This window comes from Paenibacillus sp. 01T443, from assembly GCF_056398325.1.
The window spans coordinates 13,066-30,385 of the sequence record NZ_JBFTPE010000038.1; the positions used below are offsets into that span (position 1 = coordinate 13,066).

Annotated in this window: 16 protein-coding genes and 1 pseudogene; 8 read left to right on the forward strand and 9 right to left on the reverse strand. The window is 40.2% G+C overall.

Annotated features, from left to right (window positions below; translation table 11 throughout):
* Window positions 1-34: 34 nt before the first annotated feature.
* The 3 genes from AC1DLI_RS32665 to AC1DLI_RS32675 form a co-directional block, all read right to left on the reverse strand.
* On the reverse strand, window positions 35-403 hold the full coding sequence (locus AC1DLI_RS32665; RefSeq protein ID WP_477609611.1) for a hypothetical protein: 369 nt from the start codon (window positions 401-403) through the stop codon (window positions 35-37).
* Window positions 404-505: 102 nt separating this feature from the next.
* Window positions 506-1,042: a VanZ family protein gene (locus tag AC1DLI_RS32670; RefSeq protein ID WP_477609613.1), complete on the reverse strand. Its 537-nt coding sequence runs from the start codon at window positions 1,040-1,042 to the stop codon at window positions 506-508.
* Window positions 1,043-1,893: 851 nt separating this feature from the next.
* Window positions 1,894-2,325: a hypothetical protein gene (locus tag AC1DLI_RS32675; protein WP_477609615.1), complete on the reverse strand. Its 432-nt coding sequence runs from the start codon at window positions 2,323-2,325 to the stop codon at window positions 1,894-1,896.
* Window positions 2,326-2,726: 401 nt separating this feature from the next.
* On the opposite strand from AC1DLI_RS32675, the gene AC1DLI_RS32680 reads away from it, so the two are divergent.
* Both AC1DLI_RS32680 and AC1DLI_RS32685 read left to right on the forward strand, forming a co-directional pair.
* Window positions 2,727-4,988, forward strand: a complete 2,262-nt coding sequence (locus tag AC1DLI_RS32680) for a pectate lyase family protein (RefSeq protein WP_477609617.1) — start codon at window positions 2,727-2,729, stop codon at window positions 4,986-4,988.
* A 139-nt stretch (window positions 4,989-5,127) separates the two neighbouring features.
* A complete protein-coding gene (locus AC1DLI_RS32685) occupies window positions 5,128-6,441 on the forward strand; it encodes an ABC transporter substrate-binding protein (RefSeq protein ID WP_477609619.1) in 1,314 nt (437 codons plus the stop codon).
* 162 nt (window positions 6,442-6,603) lie between these two features.
* Here the strand turns inward: AC1DLI_RS32685 and AC1DLI_RS32690 are convergent, their stop codons facing one another.
* The 4 genes from AC1DLI_RS32690 to AC1DLI_RS32705 all read right to left on the reverse strand — a co-directional run bounded on the left by AC1DLI_RS32690 (window position 6,604) and on the right by AC1DLI_RS32705 (window position 9,500).
* A complete protein-coding gene (locus AC1DLI_RS32690) occupies window positions 6,604-6,876 on the reverse strand; it encodes a hypothetical protein (protein ID WP_477609621.1) in 273 nt (90 codons plus the stop codon).
* A 535-nt stretch (window positions 6,877-7,411) separates the two neighbouring features.
* Window positions 7,412-8,605: a winged helix-turn-helix domain-containing protein gene (locus AC1DLI_RS32695; protein ID WP_477609623.1), complete on the reverse strand. Its 1,194-nt coding sequence runs from the start codon at window positions 8,603-8,605 to the stop codon at window positions 7,412-7,414.
* Window positions 8,602-8,799, reverse strand: coding sequence for a hypothetical protein (locus tag AC1DLI_RS32700; protein WP_477609625.1), 198 nt, complete (start codon window positions 8,797-8,799; stop codon window positions 8,602-8,604). Before AC1DLI_RS32700 ends, AC1DLI_RS32695 begins: the two co-directional genes overlap by 4 nt.
* A 278-nt stretch (window positions 8,800-9,077) precedes the next feature.
* On the reverse strand, window positions 9,078-9,500 hold the full coding sequence (locus AC1DLI_RS32705) for a hypothetical protein (protein ID WP_477609627.1): 423 nt from the start codon (window positions 9,498-9,500) through the stop codon (window positions 9,078-9,080).
* On the opposite strand from AC1DLI_RS32705, the pseudogene AC1DLI_RS32710 reads away from it, so the two are divergent.
* From AC1DLI_RS32710 to AC1DLI_RS32720, 3 genes and pseudogenes are all read left to right on the forward strand, one after another.
* Window positions 9,499-9,636 (forward strand): annotated as a pseudogene (locus AC1DLI_RS32710) (IS110 family transposase); the annotation flags it as partial. The gene AC1DLI_RS32705 and the pseudogene AC1DLI_RS32710 sit on opposite strands and share 2 nt — an antisense overlap.
* Window positions 9,637-9,841: 205 nt before the next feature.
* Window positions 9,842-10,588, forward strand: a complete 747-nt coding sequence (locus AC1DLI_RS32715; protein ID WP_477609629.1) for an ABC transporter ATP-binding protein — start codon at window positions 9,842-9,844, stop codon at window positions 10,586-10,588.
* Window positions 10,585-12,546, forward strand: a complete 1,962-nt coding sequence (locus tag AC1DLI_RS32720; RefSeq protein WP_477609631.1) for an ABC transporter permease — start codon at window positions 10,585-10,587, stop codon at window positions 12,544-12,546. Before AC1DLI_RS32715 ends, AC1DLI_RS32720 begins: the two co-directional genes overlap by 4 nt.
* A gap of 6 nt (window positions 12,547-12,552) precedes the next feature.
* Here AC1DLI_RS32720 and AC1DLI_RS32725 read toward each other — a convergent pair whose 3' ends face one another.
* Both AC1DLI_RS32725 and AC1DLI_RS32730 read right to left on the reverse strand, forming a co-directional pair.
* Window positions 12,553-13,548 carry a sensor histidine kinase gene (locus AC1DLI_RS32725; protein WP_477609633.1) on the reverse strand — a complete coding sequence of 332 codons (996 nt, stop codon included), beginning with the start codon at window positions 13,546-13,548 and terminating at the stop codon, window positions 12,553-12,555.
* Window positions 13,545-14,219 carry a response regulator transcription factor gene (locus tag AC1DLI_RS32730; RefSeq protein WP_477609635.1) on the reverse strand — a complete coding sequence of 225 codons (675 nt, stop codon included), beginning with the start codon at window positions 14,217-14,219 and terminating at the stop codon, window positions 13,545-13,547. The genes AC1DLI_RS32725 and AC1DLI_RS32730 overlap by 4 nt, the downstream gene beginning before the upstream one ends.
* Window positions 14,220-14,282: 63 nt before the next feature.
* Here AC1DLI_RS32730 and AC1DLI_RS32735 point away from each other — a divergent pair, with 63 nt between their 5' ends.
* The 3 genes from AC1DLI_RS32735 (at window position 14,283) to AC1DLI_RS32745 (ending at window position 17,036) form a co-directional block, all read left to right on the forward strand.
* Complete coding sequence (locus AC1DLI_RS32735; protein WP_477609637.1) at window positions 14,283-14,951, forward strand: hypothetical protein; 669 nt, start codon at window positions 14,283-14,285, stop codon at window positions 14,949-14,951.
* Between the two features lie 1,450 nt (window positions 14,952-16,401).
* Complete coding sequence (locus AC1DLI_RS32740) at window positions 16,402-16,608, forward strand: helix-turn-helix transcriptional regulator (protein WP_477609639.1); 207 nt, start codon at window positions 16,402-16,404, stop codon at window positions 16,606-16,608.
* On the forward strand, window positions 16,605-17,036 hold the full coding sequence (locus tag AC1DLI_RS32745) for a hypothetical protein (protein WP_477609641.1): 432 nt from the start codon (window positions 16,605-16,607) through the stop codon (window positions 17,034-17,036). Before AC1DLI_RS32740 ends, AC1DLI_RS32745 begins: the two co-directional genes overlap by 4 nt.
* The last annotated feature ends 284 nt before the right edge of the window (window positions 17,037-17,320 follow it).

A 17,320-nucleotide genomic window follows, 5' to 3' on the forward strand; every position in this document is an offset into this window, starting at 1 on the left:
GAGGATCATATCAAAATTAGTCTTGATTGTTTCATTATTCTAAGTGTCCTTGACTTATATCTTGTTTAGCTAAATCTAAAGCCACTGCGATTTTAATCTGATTCCATTTGCTGAGCCCCTTACTCAAATATTCAATAGGTCGCACATCTATAATTGGAGCAATTTTATCATCTAAGCGATCTAGCTCAATTTGAATAATCGAATGTCTATCCACCAAGAAAGTGATAATATCCTCGCCCTGATCGGGTATCCAATCAAGAATGTATGCTGTTTTCATTGCAGGAAAGGCTTCTTTAATAATGTTATAAAACCTACGCATGGACATATCGTTGAATAAATGAATTCGTGAACTCTGTAATTCCTTTCTGAACTCTTGTTCTGTAATAGTCCCTCTAAGCTTCAAGAACCCGCCTTCTTTCTACGAAACATCCTGAGCTCTTCTTACGCTTGTTACACCATCCTGCCCGTTAGCGTAACGACCTGATCCTCTCAAAGTTCACTCCAGTTACTTTATGATTTCATGAACGGTCGTGCCCTTTAAGTTCCTTAAGACGACCTGATGAACTACTTTGTATAATAAGAATCCGGTCAGTGCCCCCGCGCTGTTTAATATCAAATCATCWACATCGACAGACCTTGTACCGAGGGAAAGAAGTGAAATGGTCAACTGGATTGTCTCAATTGCGAGAGATACCAATAGYCCGTATAGGAGCGCCCTCCCCGTCGTCCTTACCTTCATAATCCTCAAGAGTATGCCAAAAGGAAGCAGCAAAAGAAGATTTCCCAAGACATTTCGAATACCGACCATATAATAAAAATGATTGAGCGAGCCGGAGATACTCTTAAACGGGATGAGGTTATAAGAAAGGACAACACCGTTAATCTTCWTAWCCGCAATTAGCCGCRGGTCAATAGGCATAGGAAAGAACGTCACTGAAATAACCGCGGCACCGTAAACCAAAGCCAACACGCTGATAACATGGAAGAATATTTGTTTTTTGTATAACAGGTTAAAGATGATGAGAATCGGTACTCCTATCACGACTATTGTAATAAAGGCAAAGGTGGCAGCCCTTCAGGGGTGGAACTATCGTTTCCCGTTAGTTGAGCAACCAACGGGTCAATGACTTATCTTCCCAAACTTGTACTTCTATGTACCTCTCTGGCCCATTATTCCCTAAGGAATTCCACTCCTGGGGTAAACCAAATTCTTTTATTACTTCAATAATCTCATTTAATGTATAAATTTGACCTCGATATTTCTTTCCATCCCGGTATCTCATCGTTGGAAACAAATCTCCATAAGTAAAGCTTATAGAATATGGATCGAATTCTTCAATTGGTATACGAATTTCCTTACCTTTTTCAAACCAATCCAGAAGCCACGGACATTCTCCAACAGTCAAGTAATGCGGATAGTTTCGAATTGGCTTTCCTTTAGAATAAACAGTTCTCTTGCCTTTACTTCGAGGCTTCGCCGGATCGTTAGATAATCCTCGGATCTTTTACTGGCGAATCCTTTCTTCTGTACCCGTATAACGTCAAGTATTCTCTCCGCATCTTCTAGTTCTAAATCAGAGATAAATTTTTAAAAGGTCCTATTGATTCATCAAAATAATGGTATAGAAGATTCATCATTTAATTAACCACACAAACCGTAATTGACTGACCGATACAATAATAACACGATATTGAACTATACTGCCCGTAAGCTTAATAAGATGAGCAGGCCACCGTAGCGCCTGCTTATCATGTGTGTTATTCAACTATCGTTACCCATTGCTTAATAAACAATGAAGAGCAGTTGCCTCGGCATACTAATCCTCATTGTAAAACTAAAGTTCACCGTTACCGTAACCGAGTAAACATATGTCACAAACTCAGACGCACCCATTATATAGGATCTGTCGCCCAAAGGATTCCAATTTGAACATTGTCAAATGCGATTATACCTGTATCAAATGTATTCACTCTAGAATTAGTTATTGTTGTCCAAGAGTAGAGTTTAAAGTAGTCGGAAATTGAATCAAATTTCCMATTTGTATAAAAAACGGCTTCTGTCCGAAATTTTTCTAAAAAGTAGTCACTTATCTTTTCAGCAAAAGGTTTTGTTTCCAAATCAATATCATGAGTCATGTTTTTTGAAAGAGCATATGTAAGAATGTTTTTAGCACAAGTTTTATTTACTTTTATCCAGTTATCCATTATTTTCTCGGGATTATGGCCCATTTTCCTCAGAAACAATTTCATAATTTCCCTGTTTTCATTATTTCTTCTTACTTCAAAACCATAAGTAACTTCACCAGAATTCCTCTTAGTTAACAAACTGTTGAATTCTTCATCATTTTAATCATAATCCTACCCAATACTCCTTTCTTACAAGTTTTCTAACCCCTTAAGTAATTGCTTAAGCAACCCTCTAATATTAACAGATATTGGAAGTTTTCTACCCGTTAGCGTAATCTACCTTTCGAAATACCCATTATAAATGAAACTTATCTTTAATACTTTTAGCAACCTCCTCCGAAGTCAACTTCGTATTATTTAATTTAATGTAATTCGTTCTTGTGATTTCTCCCTCAAATGAAGGGGTACCGCCAACACGTTTGTTCATAATAAATTTCAACGCGTTCTCCCCCATATGAAAGCGCTTTCGCCCTATTTTTAAAGGTGTTAGATCGTAGTAATATAAAGGAAATTTTATTATTTTAAAAGGAGGGTATTTATTGAAGAAGTCACTCACCATTTCATTTCTCGTATCGGCACTCTCTCTTGCAATGATTATCATGTTTGCCACGAGCGCAGCAGCTGAAGAAGACACCGTCAAGATCGACTTCCAGACCAAAGGGTCTCAAACGGCAGAAGGTTATCTGCCCGACAGCGGGGATGAGTACAACGACCGCGGGAATGGCTATACATATGGATGGTCCCCAGGCATTGTTGGAGCCGCCAGGGATTACAGCTTAATTGAACCGGATCTTAAACTAGCTACCTTAAACCAATTTGGTGAAGGGATTATTTGGGAAATTGCTGTTCCGAACGGTAAGTATGAAGTGACGGTCAGCATAGGCGATATTCGATATCCGGACCAAATCAAAGGAAAATTGGTACTCTTGGCTGAAGAGACCGTCATCTTCGAAAACAAACAAGTTGACGGCAGTTGGGAGCACGTAAAACCGAATGGACAAACTTACATTTCCAAAACTGTAGAAGTGGATGTGAATGACGGCAAACTGACCCTCGATCCGAAAGATACCGTCACGGAAAACATTAAGATCAACTACATTGAAATCAAGTCGCTTGACGGTCCGATTCCTATTGATCCCGTAGACCCCGGAAATGAAGAACCTCTTCCAGACATTGATATGACTCCCGTAACCATTGTTGTCTATGGAGAAGAGGCGGAGTCGGATGTTCCGCCGGTTAGAGCGGACGGCCAAGTCATGGTACCTGTAAATATCATAGCTGAAGAACTTGGTGCTGATGTTGTTTGGAATGAGGAAAAGAATGCCGTTCTGATTAATTCCATGCCGCGCCAAGCAAGGCTCAAACAGCAGTCGATCCAGTTGATCGTGAATGGTATGGAAATCAACCCGGAGGTTCGTCCTTTTGTTCTGGATGGTAATATGATGCTTCCTATTCGGGAAATATCCGAAGCCATGGGCCTGGATGTCACCTGGGATGAGGCAACCCTGACGCTTCATATTAGTTTAAGGCCCCATACGGAACCTTCCATGGAACTTTACGGTTGGGCCTCCGTAGAGGCTGAAGGACTCGACGGGACGACAGGCGGCGGCGATGCCGAATCTCAGACGGTGACAACGCTAGAAGAACTGGAACAACTGGCTGGCGACGACGCACCAAGAGTCATCGTCATTTCCGGAACAATCACATCCGGAGTTCAGCCTATCAGCATAGGCAGCAACAAGACGATAATGGGAGAGAACAAGTACGCGACCATCCGCGGCGGCATCACCATAGATAATAGCAGCAACATCATCATTCGCAACTTGAACTTCCAAGGCATCTGGCCCATTTTCGGCCCCAGCGACACGATCGCCGCGAGGGGATCCCACCATTTATGGTTCGATCACCTGAGCCTCTGGGATGCGAGTGACGGCTTAATGGACCTCACCGATGGCTCCAACTACATCACCGTCTCATGGAGCAAGTTCTTTTACACCGATCCGGATAATCCTCACCGTATGGTCAGCTTGAACGGCGGAGGTGCGGAACATGAAGATACCGACACAGGCAAGAACAAGGTTACGTATCATCACAACTGGTTCGCAAACAATGTCGATCAGCGGATGCCTCGTCTCCTATTCGGACAGGGGCACGTCTACAACAACTACTACAAAGCAAGTGACAACAATTACGCCATCGGAGTAGGAGTCTTCGCGTCGATGCTCGTGGAAAACAACTACTTCAGGGACGTGAGAAATCCACACCAGTTTATGTACCCCGACAGTCGTCCGGCGTACATCACGGCTACGGGCAATATTTATGACAACACAAGCGGAAAAATGGATACGGGCGCCGTTACACCAGATGGCTACGACAGCGTGGCGCCTTTTACCAATCCTCCCTACACCTACTATCTGGATGGTGCCGAGGATATTCCTTTTCTTGTCACTCGGTACGCGGGTCTAATGGTCAACGAAGAAAAGGACATTACAGCGCCAGGAGCACCAGTTATTATAGCTCCGGCAGAGTCAGCAGTAATTCATACGCGTACTCCGAGCATAAGAGGAACGGCAGAACCGAGCAGTATCGTGACAATAACATTGACAGATACTTCATCAGGATCAAAAAAAAACACAACGTTGACGGCAACGGTTGACTCGAACAGTTCATTCAGTGTCGAATCAATAAGATTGAACAACGGAACGTATACCGTCACTGCAACGGCAACCGATGCTGCAGGAAATGTAAGCGACTCTTCGATAAGTCGCTCTTTTAGAATAAAAGGACAGTCTGGCAAGTGATTAATTGGAGGGTTAGGAAAACAAAATCTGTGCGGTATATTTGCTTTTTCGTTGGACGGAGCCAACTTTTCTAGCGAGCTCTTCAAGTTGGGTAGAAGAAAAAAAACGGTGATTGCTTAACTAAGGGAGGGGCATCGAAATGTTAAAAAGAAGTATGGTACTTCTATTGGTTTTAATTTTGACTACAAGTTTAGTTGCAGCTTGTACAACAGGTAATACTGAAGGAAATGTTACACCATCCAACGGTAATAATCCGGCAGAAGAACTTCAGGTAACGGAAAATACCGAAGTTACATTTTCTACCATATTTTCTGATGAAGAATTTGAAGCAGTTATAGGTAGTTATGTAAAGAAAAAGTTCCCTAATTATACGATTAATCATATTTCGAATAGAGGACTTTCATTAGAACAACTAGTAGCCGCTCAATCTAAGTTTGATATTTATTTCGCAAGAGCTGGTTCATTTTTGAATGCATACGAACCGATGAAAATGACTTTTGATATGACGGAGTTAGCTGAAAAACATGGAATTAACTTGGATTCATTTGCCCCAGGGTTTATTGRATCAGCCACGTTTGATGGCAAATTATACGGCTTTCCGATTTTTAACGATTCTCTTGTTTTGTTTTATAACCGGGATTTATTCGACAAATTTGGAGTTCCATACCCGAGAGATGGTATGACATGGGAGGAAACGTTGGAACTCGCCCATCAATTCGATCGGAATGAAAACGGAACCCAGTATATGGGTCTTTGGATGTCTCCGAAGCACTACTTCCGCATGAATTCCTTATCTCAGGGTTTCGTTGATCCAGAAACGAATAAAGTGACGGTAGATAACAATAATTGGAAAAACATTCTTAATATCTTCACTGAATTGAGTAGAAATTCTGGTGTGCAGGAAATGGCTAGAGAAAATTTCCCAAGTCATGATCACTTTAGAGGAAAAAATAATGTTACAGCAATGTATGTATTTTTAACCGAATGGATTGCGGTCTCGGAAGAACAAATGCCACTGAACTGGGACATGGTTTCGATGCCAGTCTTCAAAGATCTTCCAGGTAAAGGTACTCAACCTTACGCAAACTATGCCGGTATTACTTCCATTTCTGAAAATAAAGATGCGGCAATGCAAATCTTAAAATATTTAACGTCTGAAGAATACCAAATGGAAGTCTCGAGAAAAGGGAAAATATCTCCATTGAAATCACAGAAAGTTAAAGATGTTGCATTTGAAAACCATCCAGACCATGATAAAAACTTCGGTGCAGTGTATGTGAATGAAAATACTCCGATGCGTCAATTACATCCATTAGAAGATCATATAGTTGATTTAATGAATGATAAAGTAAATGAACTTGTAACAGGGAAAAAAGATATAAATACGATCTTAAGAGAGGTGCAAGAAATGGGCCAACAAGTGATTGATCAGGAAATGGTAAAATCTAAATAAACCAAAAATTCACCAAAAAAAGAGGGTTCGTTGCTTTCTTTTTTAGTAGCAATTTGTTTGAAGTTAAACTAAACTGCCAGTTAGCGTAACAAAGGGCTGCCACGCGGCTGCCCTTTCGGTGTTCAACTATCGTTCCCCGTTAGCTTAGTCAAAGAGCATAAATTAAAGATAGTATTTTGCTAAATCGGAACGGAGCTTTTCAATCATTCCCGTTTCACCTAAAGCTAATGGATATAGATCACTATCCTCAAACACATTTTTTTCTGCTGCAACCTCATCTTCTGCGGATTCAAGAACAAATGCTTTTAAACCTTCAATAAAAGATATCTTATAATACTTTCCACTACGTGTATGTGTCAGAGCTCCATTTACCTCTACTTGTTTAAAACCAGTTTCCTCTAGAATAAATTCAAGTTTCTTCTTTACTATTTCCATATACTCCTCCTAAGTACATTCGTGCTTGAGTGAATTATTCTATAATTGTCCATGTCATCCTGCCCGTTTGCTCTACGAGGCTGCCGATTTATGCCGGCAGCCTCGTCCTTGCGATTATCATTAATTAGCCCAACTTCTAATAGCTTTTGTAAATTGTTACGATGTAAAAATGAAACTGCGCCTACATCGAACTCTTCAAAGATGTTATATGCAATTACGGAATCATTTGAACTTAGTAAGTTCCACAGTTCTTAATCGTTTCAATGAATAGCTCGTATAATTTTTCTAATGAAATAGACTCCATCAAATACATTCACCCCATATTCGAATCGAAGGTTTACCCATCCTCAACGGAATTCCCCTTGAACAATTATACTATATATTGGAAGTGATCTGCCCGTTAGTTTAGCCCGCCGCGCTTGAAGCCCCCATTTGAAACTCATGTACACACATACAACGGCGCTATCGGACGCGTCGGCTTACCTGTTTCGTACGCGGAAACTTGTCGGCAAATGTTACCGTGGAACTGGAAATATCAGTTCATAGACTCTGTCGAAATCGTCTCGCATCCGTTGAATAATGCAAAATTTTGAAAACAATTGTTCAAGGCTTTTCGCAATTGCTTTGTTGGTTTTATATCGTTCTCGTACCAGATGTTTTTAATAACGAGCGTCCCGGCTTTTCGCTCCGCGATTACCTCGGCTCGTCCGATGAGGCTTTCTCCGTATAATAGAGGCAACACATAATAGCCGAATTTCCGTTTGATTGCAGGCGTGTAAATCTCCCAGGTGTAATCGAATCCAAACAATTCATTGATCAGTTTTCTGTCCCATATGAAATTATCTAGTGGGGCAATCAGCTCGCAGCGCCATTTCGGCGCTGGATTTTGCAGAACGGCTTCAATAAGCGGCAAGTCCTCCGCGCGGCAATAAAGTATATCCTTCATTTGTTCCACGGCAACAGCAACAATGCGAGCTTCGTGCAACAGTTGGCGGAAAACCTCGTTGCGCTGCTCCGCTTTCAATCCCCATATGTTCAGCCAGGCATCGGATGCGCGATTCCATAAAAGGCCAACAGCGCCGATTCGACGCAGTACTCGCCACTTGTGATGCTCAARCTCGCCCTCCAGCGGCTCCGGCGCATTCAGCAGATTTGGCTGTATGTACTTCCCGGCGATATCGTAATATTTACGCGTTCCTTTTTTGTGATGTATAATCAACTCGCCTGTCGAGTACATCTGCTCCAGCACCGACCGGGATGAATTGTTTCCGCTGCTCCAGTGGATGGCCGATCGCCAAGCGAAATTTCCATCCAATTTTAGATCATCCGAACTTAGCGCACCGTGATTTTGGATGTGAGCTCGTACTTGCTCTATCAACGCTTCCATTTCGGGATAGCGCTTGGCATGTTGTCGGGCGGCCTGCCTGTACCGCTCAAAATACGGCCAGTCCTCGACAGGGATAATGGCCAAATTCTTGTCGGGATAATCGACAAGGATTCTATCTTGATACAGCAACTCGGCGAGCATGTTCTTGGTAAATCCTTTGATTCGCGACTGCAACACCAGTTCGGCGTTTTTTCCGCAAACATCGATGGGATCGAATTGAATACAGCCGACCTGCCGCACAAAATCCAATATTCCCTGCTTTCCGGTAAAATGATATTCGCCCAACAACCCGTGCTTCAATAGCAGAAATTGCCGTGCCTGGCGGTTCGTCAATTGAATCATGTACACATCGGCTCCTTAACGATACAAACGGGAGCCGTTTGCACATGATTATGGATGGCGAGATTGCTTATCTCAATAAAGTTACTATTTGCTTCTTTCCATAATGATGGTATCCATTGGGATGCTTCATTAGCAAACCCCTTTCCTAATTTTCCAATAACCGAAAATTGCTCTTTTTCAATAATTTCAACCACGCCTATGCCCCCTATCCGTTGGAAAACACAAAAAACAAACACATATTCCTGTAAAATGTTACCATTATCTCGAGCATAAAAACAAGAGCTATTGAAAAATAATGCCCGTTAAAGCAATGAAGCTGCCGATCGCCGCGGCAGCTTCATCTAAGTTGTGTATTAAGCTAAAGATACCCGTTAGTTTAAAGAATTTTGTTGAATGGATCGAAGCGTGAATACGTTGTAATCTGAATTTACTCTTCTCCAAATTAGCAAATCAATGATTCTATCCATATTCTTTAACTGTATCCGTTTTTTAAAATAAAATGAATCCATTCTATCCCTGTTAATTTTAGCTCGTCACTTTCTATGCCATAATCTTCTCTAGTCCACTCATTACAAAAAGCAATATTTAAAATAGACTCATTATTATCAAAAATACTCAACTCGAATACGTCATCATCAAAATAGGCTACAGTTATTATACAATTGGGAATTATTTCTGATAATCGCTCACCTAAAACTTTAATACCTCCCCATGAAAACCAACCATTTAGAACCGATACCCATCCTGGTTTTACTTCACCGATATAGAAGAGCCCTCTGCTAGTGTCGTCATTATAAGGTCCCTTTTCATAAGAGTCTCGTAATGCATTTATGATTAAGTCAATGTTTGTTGATTTAATATGAGCATTTGCAAACTTTGTTCCCATTGCTTTCAAAGCGTTCCACGATCGCAAAAGAGTCGAAGGAAAGCCGCATAAGGTTGCTCTAGTCGCATGTGCAAATAAGCTGGTTCACTGGCTCTATACCATCTTGAAAAGTAAAAAGGCATTCCGTGCAGGAATATCGCAATAGAAGCAGATCGATCACTAAATAGACCCCCGTCAGCATGTAGAAAGCATGTATTTACGGGGGTTTTACTTGAATTTTAGCGCAAAACGAATAAGAAATTGGCCGATTCTTCACTCAATGTGACAAAAATGTCACTTTAGATGTTGTTATATCGATGGTTGACGGACAAAATAGACAGTATAGTAAGGTGGTGAAGGAGGACGAAACAATGGCTAAAATTATTCAAACAAAAAATTTATCGAAATCTTACGGAAAAACACAAGTCTTAAAAAATATTGACATGACAATTGAACAAGGGGAATTCACCGCGATTATGGGACCTTCTGGCTCTGGGAAAACGACATTAATGAACACCCTCGGGGCGATTGACACATTTACAAGCGGGGATGTTTCGATCGAGGGAAAATCACTGTTGGATTTGAAGAAAAAAGCGTTACGAGAATTCCGCCAAAAACGAATGGGGTTTATATTTCAAGATTACAACCTGCTGGATACGCTAACAGTGAAAGAAAATATTCTGCTGCCACTCTCGTTGCAAAAAACAGCTGTTGCGGAAATGGAGCAGCGATTAGCGAAATTGATTGAAGCGTTAAATATTGAATCGATCTTACATCATTATCCGTCTGAAATTTCCGGTGGCCAAAAGCAGCGAACGGCAGCAGCGCGGGCGATCATTACCAATCCAGCGATTGTGTTTGCCGATGAGCCTACGGGTGCACTTGATTCCCGATCTGCTACCCAGCTTCTGGAACAAATCCAATTACTCAATAAAGTATTTAAGACAACGGTTCTGATGATTACCCACGATTCGTATGCAGCGAGCTACAGCCAGCGCGTCATTTTTCTCCGTGACGGAAAAATCGTCAATGAAATGTTTAAAGGAGAACAATCGGAAAAAGAATTTTTTGATCGCATATTAACGATTCAAAGTGCTTTAGGAGTTGACCAGCGATGAACTTAGTTGATTTATCATGGAGGAATATGAAGCGGAACTTCCGTTTGTATACCATATATTTCATTTCCATGCTTGTCGGGGTTGTCATTTACTTTACCTTTTCCGGTCTAATGTTTAACGAGGATGTAGTTGCAGCCATTCAAAATAAAGAAAACTACAAAACGGTTATTTTCATTGCCTCGATTATCGTCTTTTTGTTTATCGTGTTCTTTATTTTGTACGCTAACTCATTTTTTATGAAGCAGCGGAAAAAAGAATTTGGCATGTATTTACTTTATGGGATGAAAGAAAGACAAGTTGCCACAATGGTCTTCTTTGAAACATTATTTCTAAGCGCCATTGCTGTATCCATCGGTATATTAATCGGTGGATTACTATCGAAATTTTTCGGTATGGTATTAATGAACTTAATGCACTATAAAGACGATATTTCGTTTGCTTTTCCACTTGAAGCAATCCTATTAACCATACTTTTATTTGCTTTACTAATCGGCATTATTACGATTCAAAGTTATTTTAACGTCCTTCGTGTGCAGTTAGTTGAATTGTTTCATGCAAAAGGAAAAATGGACAAACCGCTTAAGTTTTCCATGCCTTTAGCGATATTGTCCATCATATTGATAATAGCGTCCTATTACACGATTACCATAGCAGGAGATACAGACATATGGAAAGATCATTTTAATGAAACATTAATGGCTACAACAGTGGCTTTGATTGCCGGAACGTATTTATTTTTCCGCCAGTTTTCCGGTTGGGTTTTACAAAAAATGAGTCAAAGTAAAAATTACTTAAAGGGTAACAAAATGTTATGGATTTCCTCCCTTCGGTTTTCAATTCGAGGAAATACAGTAAACTTTACGTTTAATGCACTGATTAGTGCGATTGTTATCTTTGCGGTTGGATTTATTGCTGTAGATTACGCCGTGAAAGGTGACGTTGTAAAAAAAGAATTTCCTAACCATATTGCCTTTTCGACGCAAAATGATGAAACACAAAAACAAATTGAACAAATGATGAATGACTCTCATCCAATTATTGCTCATGAAACCATTACGGGAATTCAAACAGAAAAAATCCCAAATAGAAAAACGTTTTTTAGCTATCCCGAATATTACACAGAGGAGTTTTACCTTTTCCCTGAGTCACAATTAAATGCGATTGTTGATTTACGTGAAGTTGGTGAAAAAGTAGATTTAGAAGGTGAAGAAGCAATTGTTTTAACAAGAGGATTAGATGAACCGACAAAATATAAAAGTCCTCAGCCTGAAATTTCCGTTTTAGAAGGCAATACATTTCAAGTACTCGAAAAAATACGCTACCCGTTGTTAAGTGTCCCAACGGGTCCTGGTGAAGACTCCGCCGGTCTTCAACCTTCTGTACTTGTTATTTCAGACGAAGCTTTTGAGCACATAAAAGAAAATCGTACCCTTTCGTCATATGAAATTTATCAAATCGAAGATCCGAAAACATCCAATGACGTATCACGAAAAATTTACGATATCGTTATGAAAACAAAAGGGTCCTATTACTCAGCCTATGTCGATAGTTATGCCCTTAATACGGAGTCGTCATCTTTAGTATTGTTCTCCGTTGCGTTTTTTGCAGTCATTGCATTGTTTGCTTTAGGAAGTGTCATTTACTTTAAACAGCTGCGCGAAGCTACAGAAGAGCGAGAACACTACGCCATTTTACGAAAAATTGGTGTTGGCGACAAAGAAATGAAAAAGATTATTCGTAAACAATTGCTGTTCGTATTTTTACCGCCACTAATACTTGGATTGGTACACAGTTGGTATCTTTTATACTACACAGTCATCCTAATCATAAAAGATTTACCTTCCTTAACGACAATTATTTTTTCTGTCATGGGATTATACGTGTTAACTTATCTAATCTTTTACGTATCATCAACATCTATATACTATAAAATTATCAACGAAAAAAACACACGGTGAGTTATTTTACTCATCGTGTGTTTTTTTTAGTATTAAATACGGATCATCATCCTTTGGAAAATGAATGATAAATTGAGTATATACACCGACCTCGGATGTGCAGCTAATATAATGGCCTAGCTTGTTCGATAATTGCTGCGCCAAATATAAACCCATTCCGGTCGACTTCGTATACGTTCGTCCAGTTTCTCCAGTAAACCCACGATTAAAAATTCGCGGAAGGTCTTTTTGACTGATGCCCATCCCGCTGTCTTGAATCAGCAGCTGTTTTTCTTGCATGGTTTCCAATGCTGAAATAGTAATCTTCCCGCCATGTTCGGTATATTTTAAGCTATTCGTCAATAACTGATTAACGATAAACTGCAGCCATTTAGGATCACTTTGAACATCCAGTGAGTTTGCCTTCATGTCAATGCGGATTTTTTTTGTGAAAAAGGTTTTAGAATGAGCCTTAACCATCTCCTTTGAAATCTGGATAATGTCACAATTTTGAATATCGTAATCCTGGTTAAAGCTATCGAGCTTGGCGTAATAGAGAGCGTGGTCGACGTAATTTTCAATCTTCGTGATTTCTTCCCTTAAACTATTGGCGTCCATATCGGTTTGCTGCAGTAAGCGAAGAACAGCAATCGGTGTTTTTATCTCATGGAACCAGGAGACGATAAAATCATAATGCTCATTCTGCCTGTCTTGAACCTGATTCATTTCACGGATATGCTGTTTTTTCAGATCATCGATGTGCGCTTTAGCGAATTCGCCTTCCAGCGACAAACTGTCATAATCATCATTACTCATATGTCGGATCACACGTACATTTTGCTGGTAGCGAAATAATAAAAATCCGAGTAACACAATTGAAGATAAGGCGAAGGCATAAAAGAATGTCCCCCATTCCCAGCCGCCATTGCTATCGGTAAAAAATACGGCTGCCGAGATCAGGAAACTAGTTAGATATAGGTAAATATAAGGCTTTTCATAGGTCAGATAGCGCAGGAAGGTCATTCGATCAAATACCCCATTCCTTTCCGTGTGACAATGAACTCCTCCATACCAAGCAAAGTGATTTTCCTACGCATCCGGTTCACGTTCACGGTTAGTGTGTTATCATCGACGAACTGTTCTTCATTCCAAAGGGCTTGCATTAAGTCCTCGCGCGAAACAATTTTCCCGATACTCCTCATCATCAATTGTAAAAGGATGAATTCATTCCGGCTTAACTCGGTGCTTTGCCCTCCATATTCAATTGTTGAATTGGTTACATTTAACTTCAGGCCCCGATGGATGAATCTGATGTTCTCCTCTTCCTGATAGGTATATTTTCTGCGGATGAGCGCACTGATTTTTGCGACAAGGATATCCAAATCAAATGGCTTCTGGATAAAATCATCCCCACCCATATTTATCGCCATTATGATATCCATATTCTGATTTCTGGATGAAAGGAATATAATCGGCACCTTGGAAATCGAGCGTATTTGCTGGCACCAGTAGTATCCATCAAAAACCGGAAGATTGATATCTAAAAGAACGAGGTGTGGATCTGTCTGCTCAAGTTCCGTTAGCACCAGGTCAAATTGGGTCACTTCCACCACATCATAATTCCACTTTTTCAACGTATCAGCGACAATCCGTCTAATTTTTTCATCGTCCTCAATTATCAATATTCTATACATGAAATCCCTCATCATTTTAAGAATGGTCACTACATTATTTTAGCACAATCTTTGGGGGATTTTATGCTAGGACTGACCGTAGGAAGTTCTGTATTACCTGTATTTGCGGCAACACCTGTGAAAACGGTAACCGCGTCAGCAAAACTTGCGTACAATCTCAAAGGACTTAATCACAACGTGGCTGTTCAGAAAGCTTACATCGCTTCAAAGTATCTTTATGTAACTCAGCGGTCTGGGGTTAAGACCGGTAAAAGATTAGGTGAGACATACCGTGTTGATGCCAGCGGCAACAGTACCCATACTGTCTTCCGCATACAAACTGTAGAAGGAACCGTAACTTGGTCCATTTATGATACGGTAAAATTGAACCGACTTCTTGACAGCAATGAACAGGTACGAATGGACAGTGCGGCGGCGAAAGATGCATGCATTACCAGCTTTACGCAATCGGGCAGTGCTATAGTCAGACCGAACGGATCTTTCCAGGGTGCTGACATGCTCGTTAATACGGAATTATATACGTCAGGCGGCGCGGAAGGTGAAACTCCGCAGATTGCTATGATGTCAAACACAGGAACATACAAAACCCTTGTGAAAATTGCAATTGTGGGAACCCATGAAATCGAGGGAGTACAGACAAAAAACGGTAACGTTTATTTTACTATAGTTACAGACCCAGTAAACAAAAAAAACACGCAGAAAGTTTATTACGTTCCTGATAGCATATTTTAAATAACGCCAAACTATAATTCCAAAGCCCTTTTCAAAATTTCTAATCCTTTTTCAAATTCCTGTAAGGTATTTGTAGAGGCAAGCGCTACACGCAAAAATTTGTCCGGTATACTTGCTCCGCTGAGAAAGCGATCTGAATGGAAAACGCGAATACCATGGTTTTGTAAGGAATTTTCGATTTCCACAGCAGGTTTTTGGCTCGATATCGGCAGCCATCGGTAAAAGCTTAATGGGTGTCATTTACATGAATGCAGTGGGAAATACGTTGAAAATAGGTGGTTCGCCGTTTGAGCTAAGTGACTCCACTTATCTGAGTGGTAGATTCTAATCACTCTTATCCTATTTTCAATTTTTCAAGTTCATTGTCTCACTTCAAATGGATAATTATTTAGTTCAAGCACAGTACCGTATTACGTCGTTTGTACTTTGTCTTGGTGTGGTGCCAAAACTTTGACCTTCTGAACGTAATCACAATTAAAAGTGAGCAAACCAGTTTTAAATATCGATTCGCGCAGGTGACAGAAGAAAATAAAATATTAGACTTGAAATGCTGATCCAAGTGGCTTTTCAAATGATAAAACTGTCAGATTTCGTGAAATAAGTATTAGACTATCCCCAACAATAAAAACAGCGGTAGCTATGGACGAGAATAAAGTCCTAGACTGCCGCTGTGTTATTGAGTTAACGTTACCCGTTAGCTTATTCGTCCTAGCTGTAATGAGCTTTTTTATCGATTAAACAATTTCTCTATAATTCAATGCATAATAGCTCCATTGGCTCTTCGAAATATAAATGGTTTCATAAAGTCACCAAACTCCGGTAGAAATACCTTGCCCCTGGACTAAAAACGTACCCCCGTCCACCAGCACCAACCGTGAAAGTGATATGTTCATTTAATTTCGTCGTTAAACCTACTTGAAATGGCCCCCCTTTTGGCATAGGTCCGTAATACGGTTCTATATCTTCTTTTCTTGCTTTTCGTAAAATTGTAAGAAGTGAATCAATCTCATATCTTGTGAGCATCCAGCGAAATCTAGGACCCCATTTTACATGTGCTGATTGGATTTCATTTGCAGTTAGTCTAAACACTCGCATATCAGAATTACTAGAGGATGCATTCGATGGAGATGATTCAGCAAAAGCAGTGAAAGCACTAACCATACGGCTATTTACTTCATTCAACTTCGTTATCCGTTACTTTACTGTTGGGGAAACTTATTTCGATGGTGTCGCAAAAACTAAATCCTTGTTTATCCCTTTGACGAAACACTTCACCTCACGTATCTTTTTGTAGTGTTCAAGCAGTTGAATAAAACCCAGACGAATGAAAATATCATCCCCTCTGGAAATTAATCGCTTTATCAAAATGGAAAGCACGCTTGACATTGCTTGTGTTGCACGATATACTTTCCTCGTGGAAAGTTAGCTTTCCATAAGGAGGGTGAACGCATTGAACAACCGTTTAGAAGAAATCCGCAAGCAACGCGGAATTAAGCAAGARGAATTAGCAACGGCTCTTGAAGTGTCAAGGCAAACTATCGGTTCGCTGGAAAACGGACGTTATAACCCATCGATCCTTTTAGCGTTCAAAATTGCTCGTTTTTTTGGTATGAGTATCGAAGAAATCTTTATTTATAAGGAGGATGAAAATGTATGAAAAAAATTATTTCGTATTATTTCCTTACCTTTGTAGGCGTAGGACTACTAGCAGTTGGTCTGTACTTCATCAAAACAATTGAAGATCCACAAGGTATGCTGCGAGCGTTGCCTTATATCTGTGTTGGGCTTGGCTGTGGTATTTTCGGTCATGGTATTGGAGAAATAATCGTCAGAAGCGCTATGAAGAAAAACCCCGCCGCAGCAAAGCAGCTAGAGATTGACAAGAAAGATGAGCGTAATTTGGCAATCGCTAATCGGGCAAAAGCGAAAGCATATGACATGATGGTTTTTGTATTTGGAGCCTTAATTACAGCAGTTGCCTTGATGGCTATAGATTTAACAGTGGTATTGCTATTGGTTTTTGCCTATATGTTTATCCTTGGATATAACTCTTATTACCGTTTCAAGTACTATAAAGAGATGTAATAAAATTTATGTACTTCTTTAGGAGTAATCGAAAGGTTGCTCCTTTTTCATGCCATTTTTGAGAAGGTGAGCTTATATGGCGGACAATTTCGACCTGAAAATTGGTGCCGAGGGTTTTTCACACATTCACTTTTCCACCCACGACATCAATACCACGCAATTCATATGTAATGCGCTCAATCGAAATGTCGTATATGAACAACCTAAAACACAAAGTCAAAATAGATCCAGATAACTGCCCGTTAGCTTAATACAATGAGCAGGTCACCGCAGTGCCTGCTCAT

Bases quoted from the DNA above. Each gene is read 5' to 3' on its own strand.
- AC1DLI_RS32690 (WP_477609621.1), bottom strand. From the start codon at position 6,876: ATGGAAATAGTAAAGAAGAAACTTGAATTTATTCTAGAGGAAACTGGT.
- AC1DLI_RS32715 (WP_477609629.1), top strand. From the start codon at position 9,842: ATGGCTAAAATTATTCAAACAAAAAATTTATCGAAATCTTACGGAAAA.
- AC1DLI_RS32720 (WP_477609631.1), top strand. From the start codon at position 10,585: ATGAACTTAGTTGATTTATCATGGAGGAATATGAAGCGGAACTTCCGT.
- AC1DLI_RS32725 (WP_477609633.1), bottom strand. From the start codon at position 13,548: ATGACCTTCCTGCGCTATCTGACCTATGAAAAGCCTTATATTTACCTA.
- AC1DLI_RS32730 (WP_477609635.1), bottom strand. From the start codon at position 14,219: ATGTATAGAATATTGATAATTGAGGACGATGAAAAAATTAGACGGATT.
- AC1DLI_RS32735 (WP_477609637.1), top strand. From the start codon at position 14,283: ATGCTAGGACTGACCGTAGGAAGTTCTGTATTACCTGTATTTGCGGCA.
- AC1DLI_RS32745 (WP_477609641.1), top strand. From the start codon at position 16,605: ATGAAAAAAATTATTTCGTATTATTTCCTTACCTTTGTAGGCGTAGGA.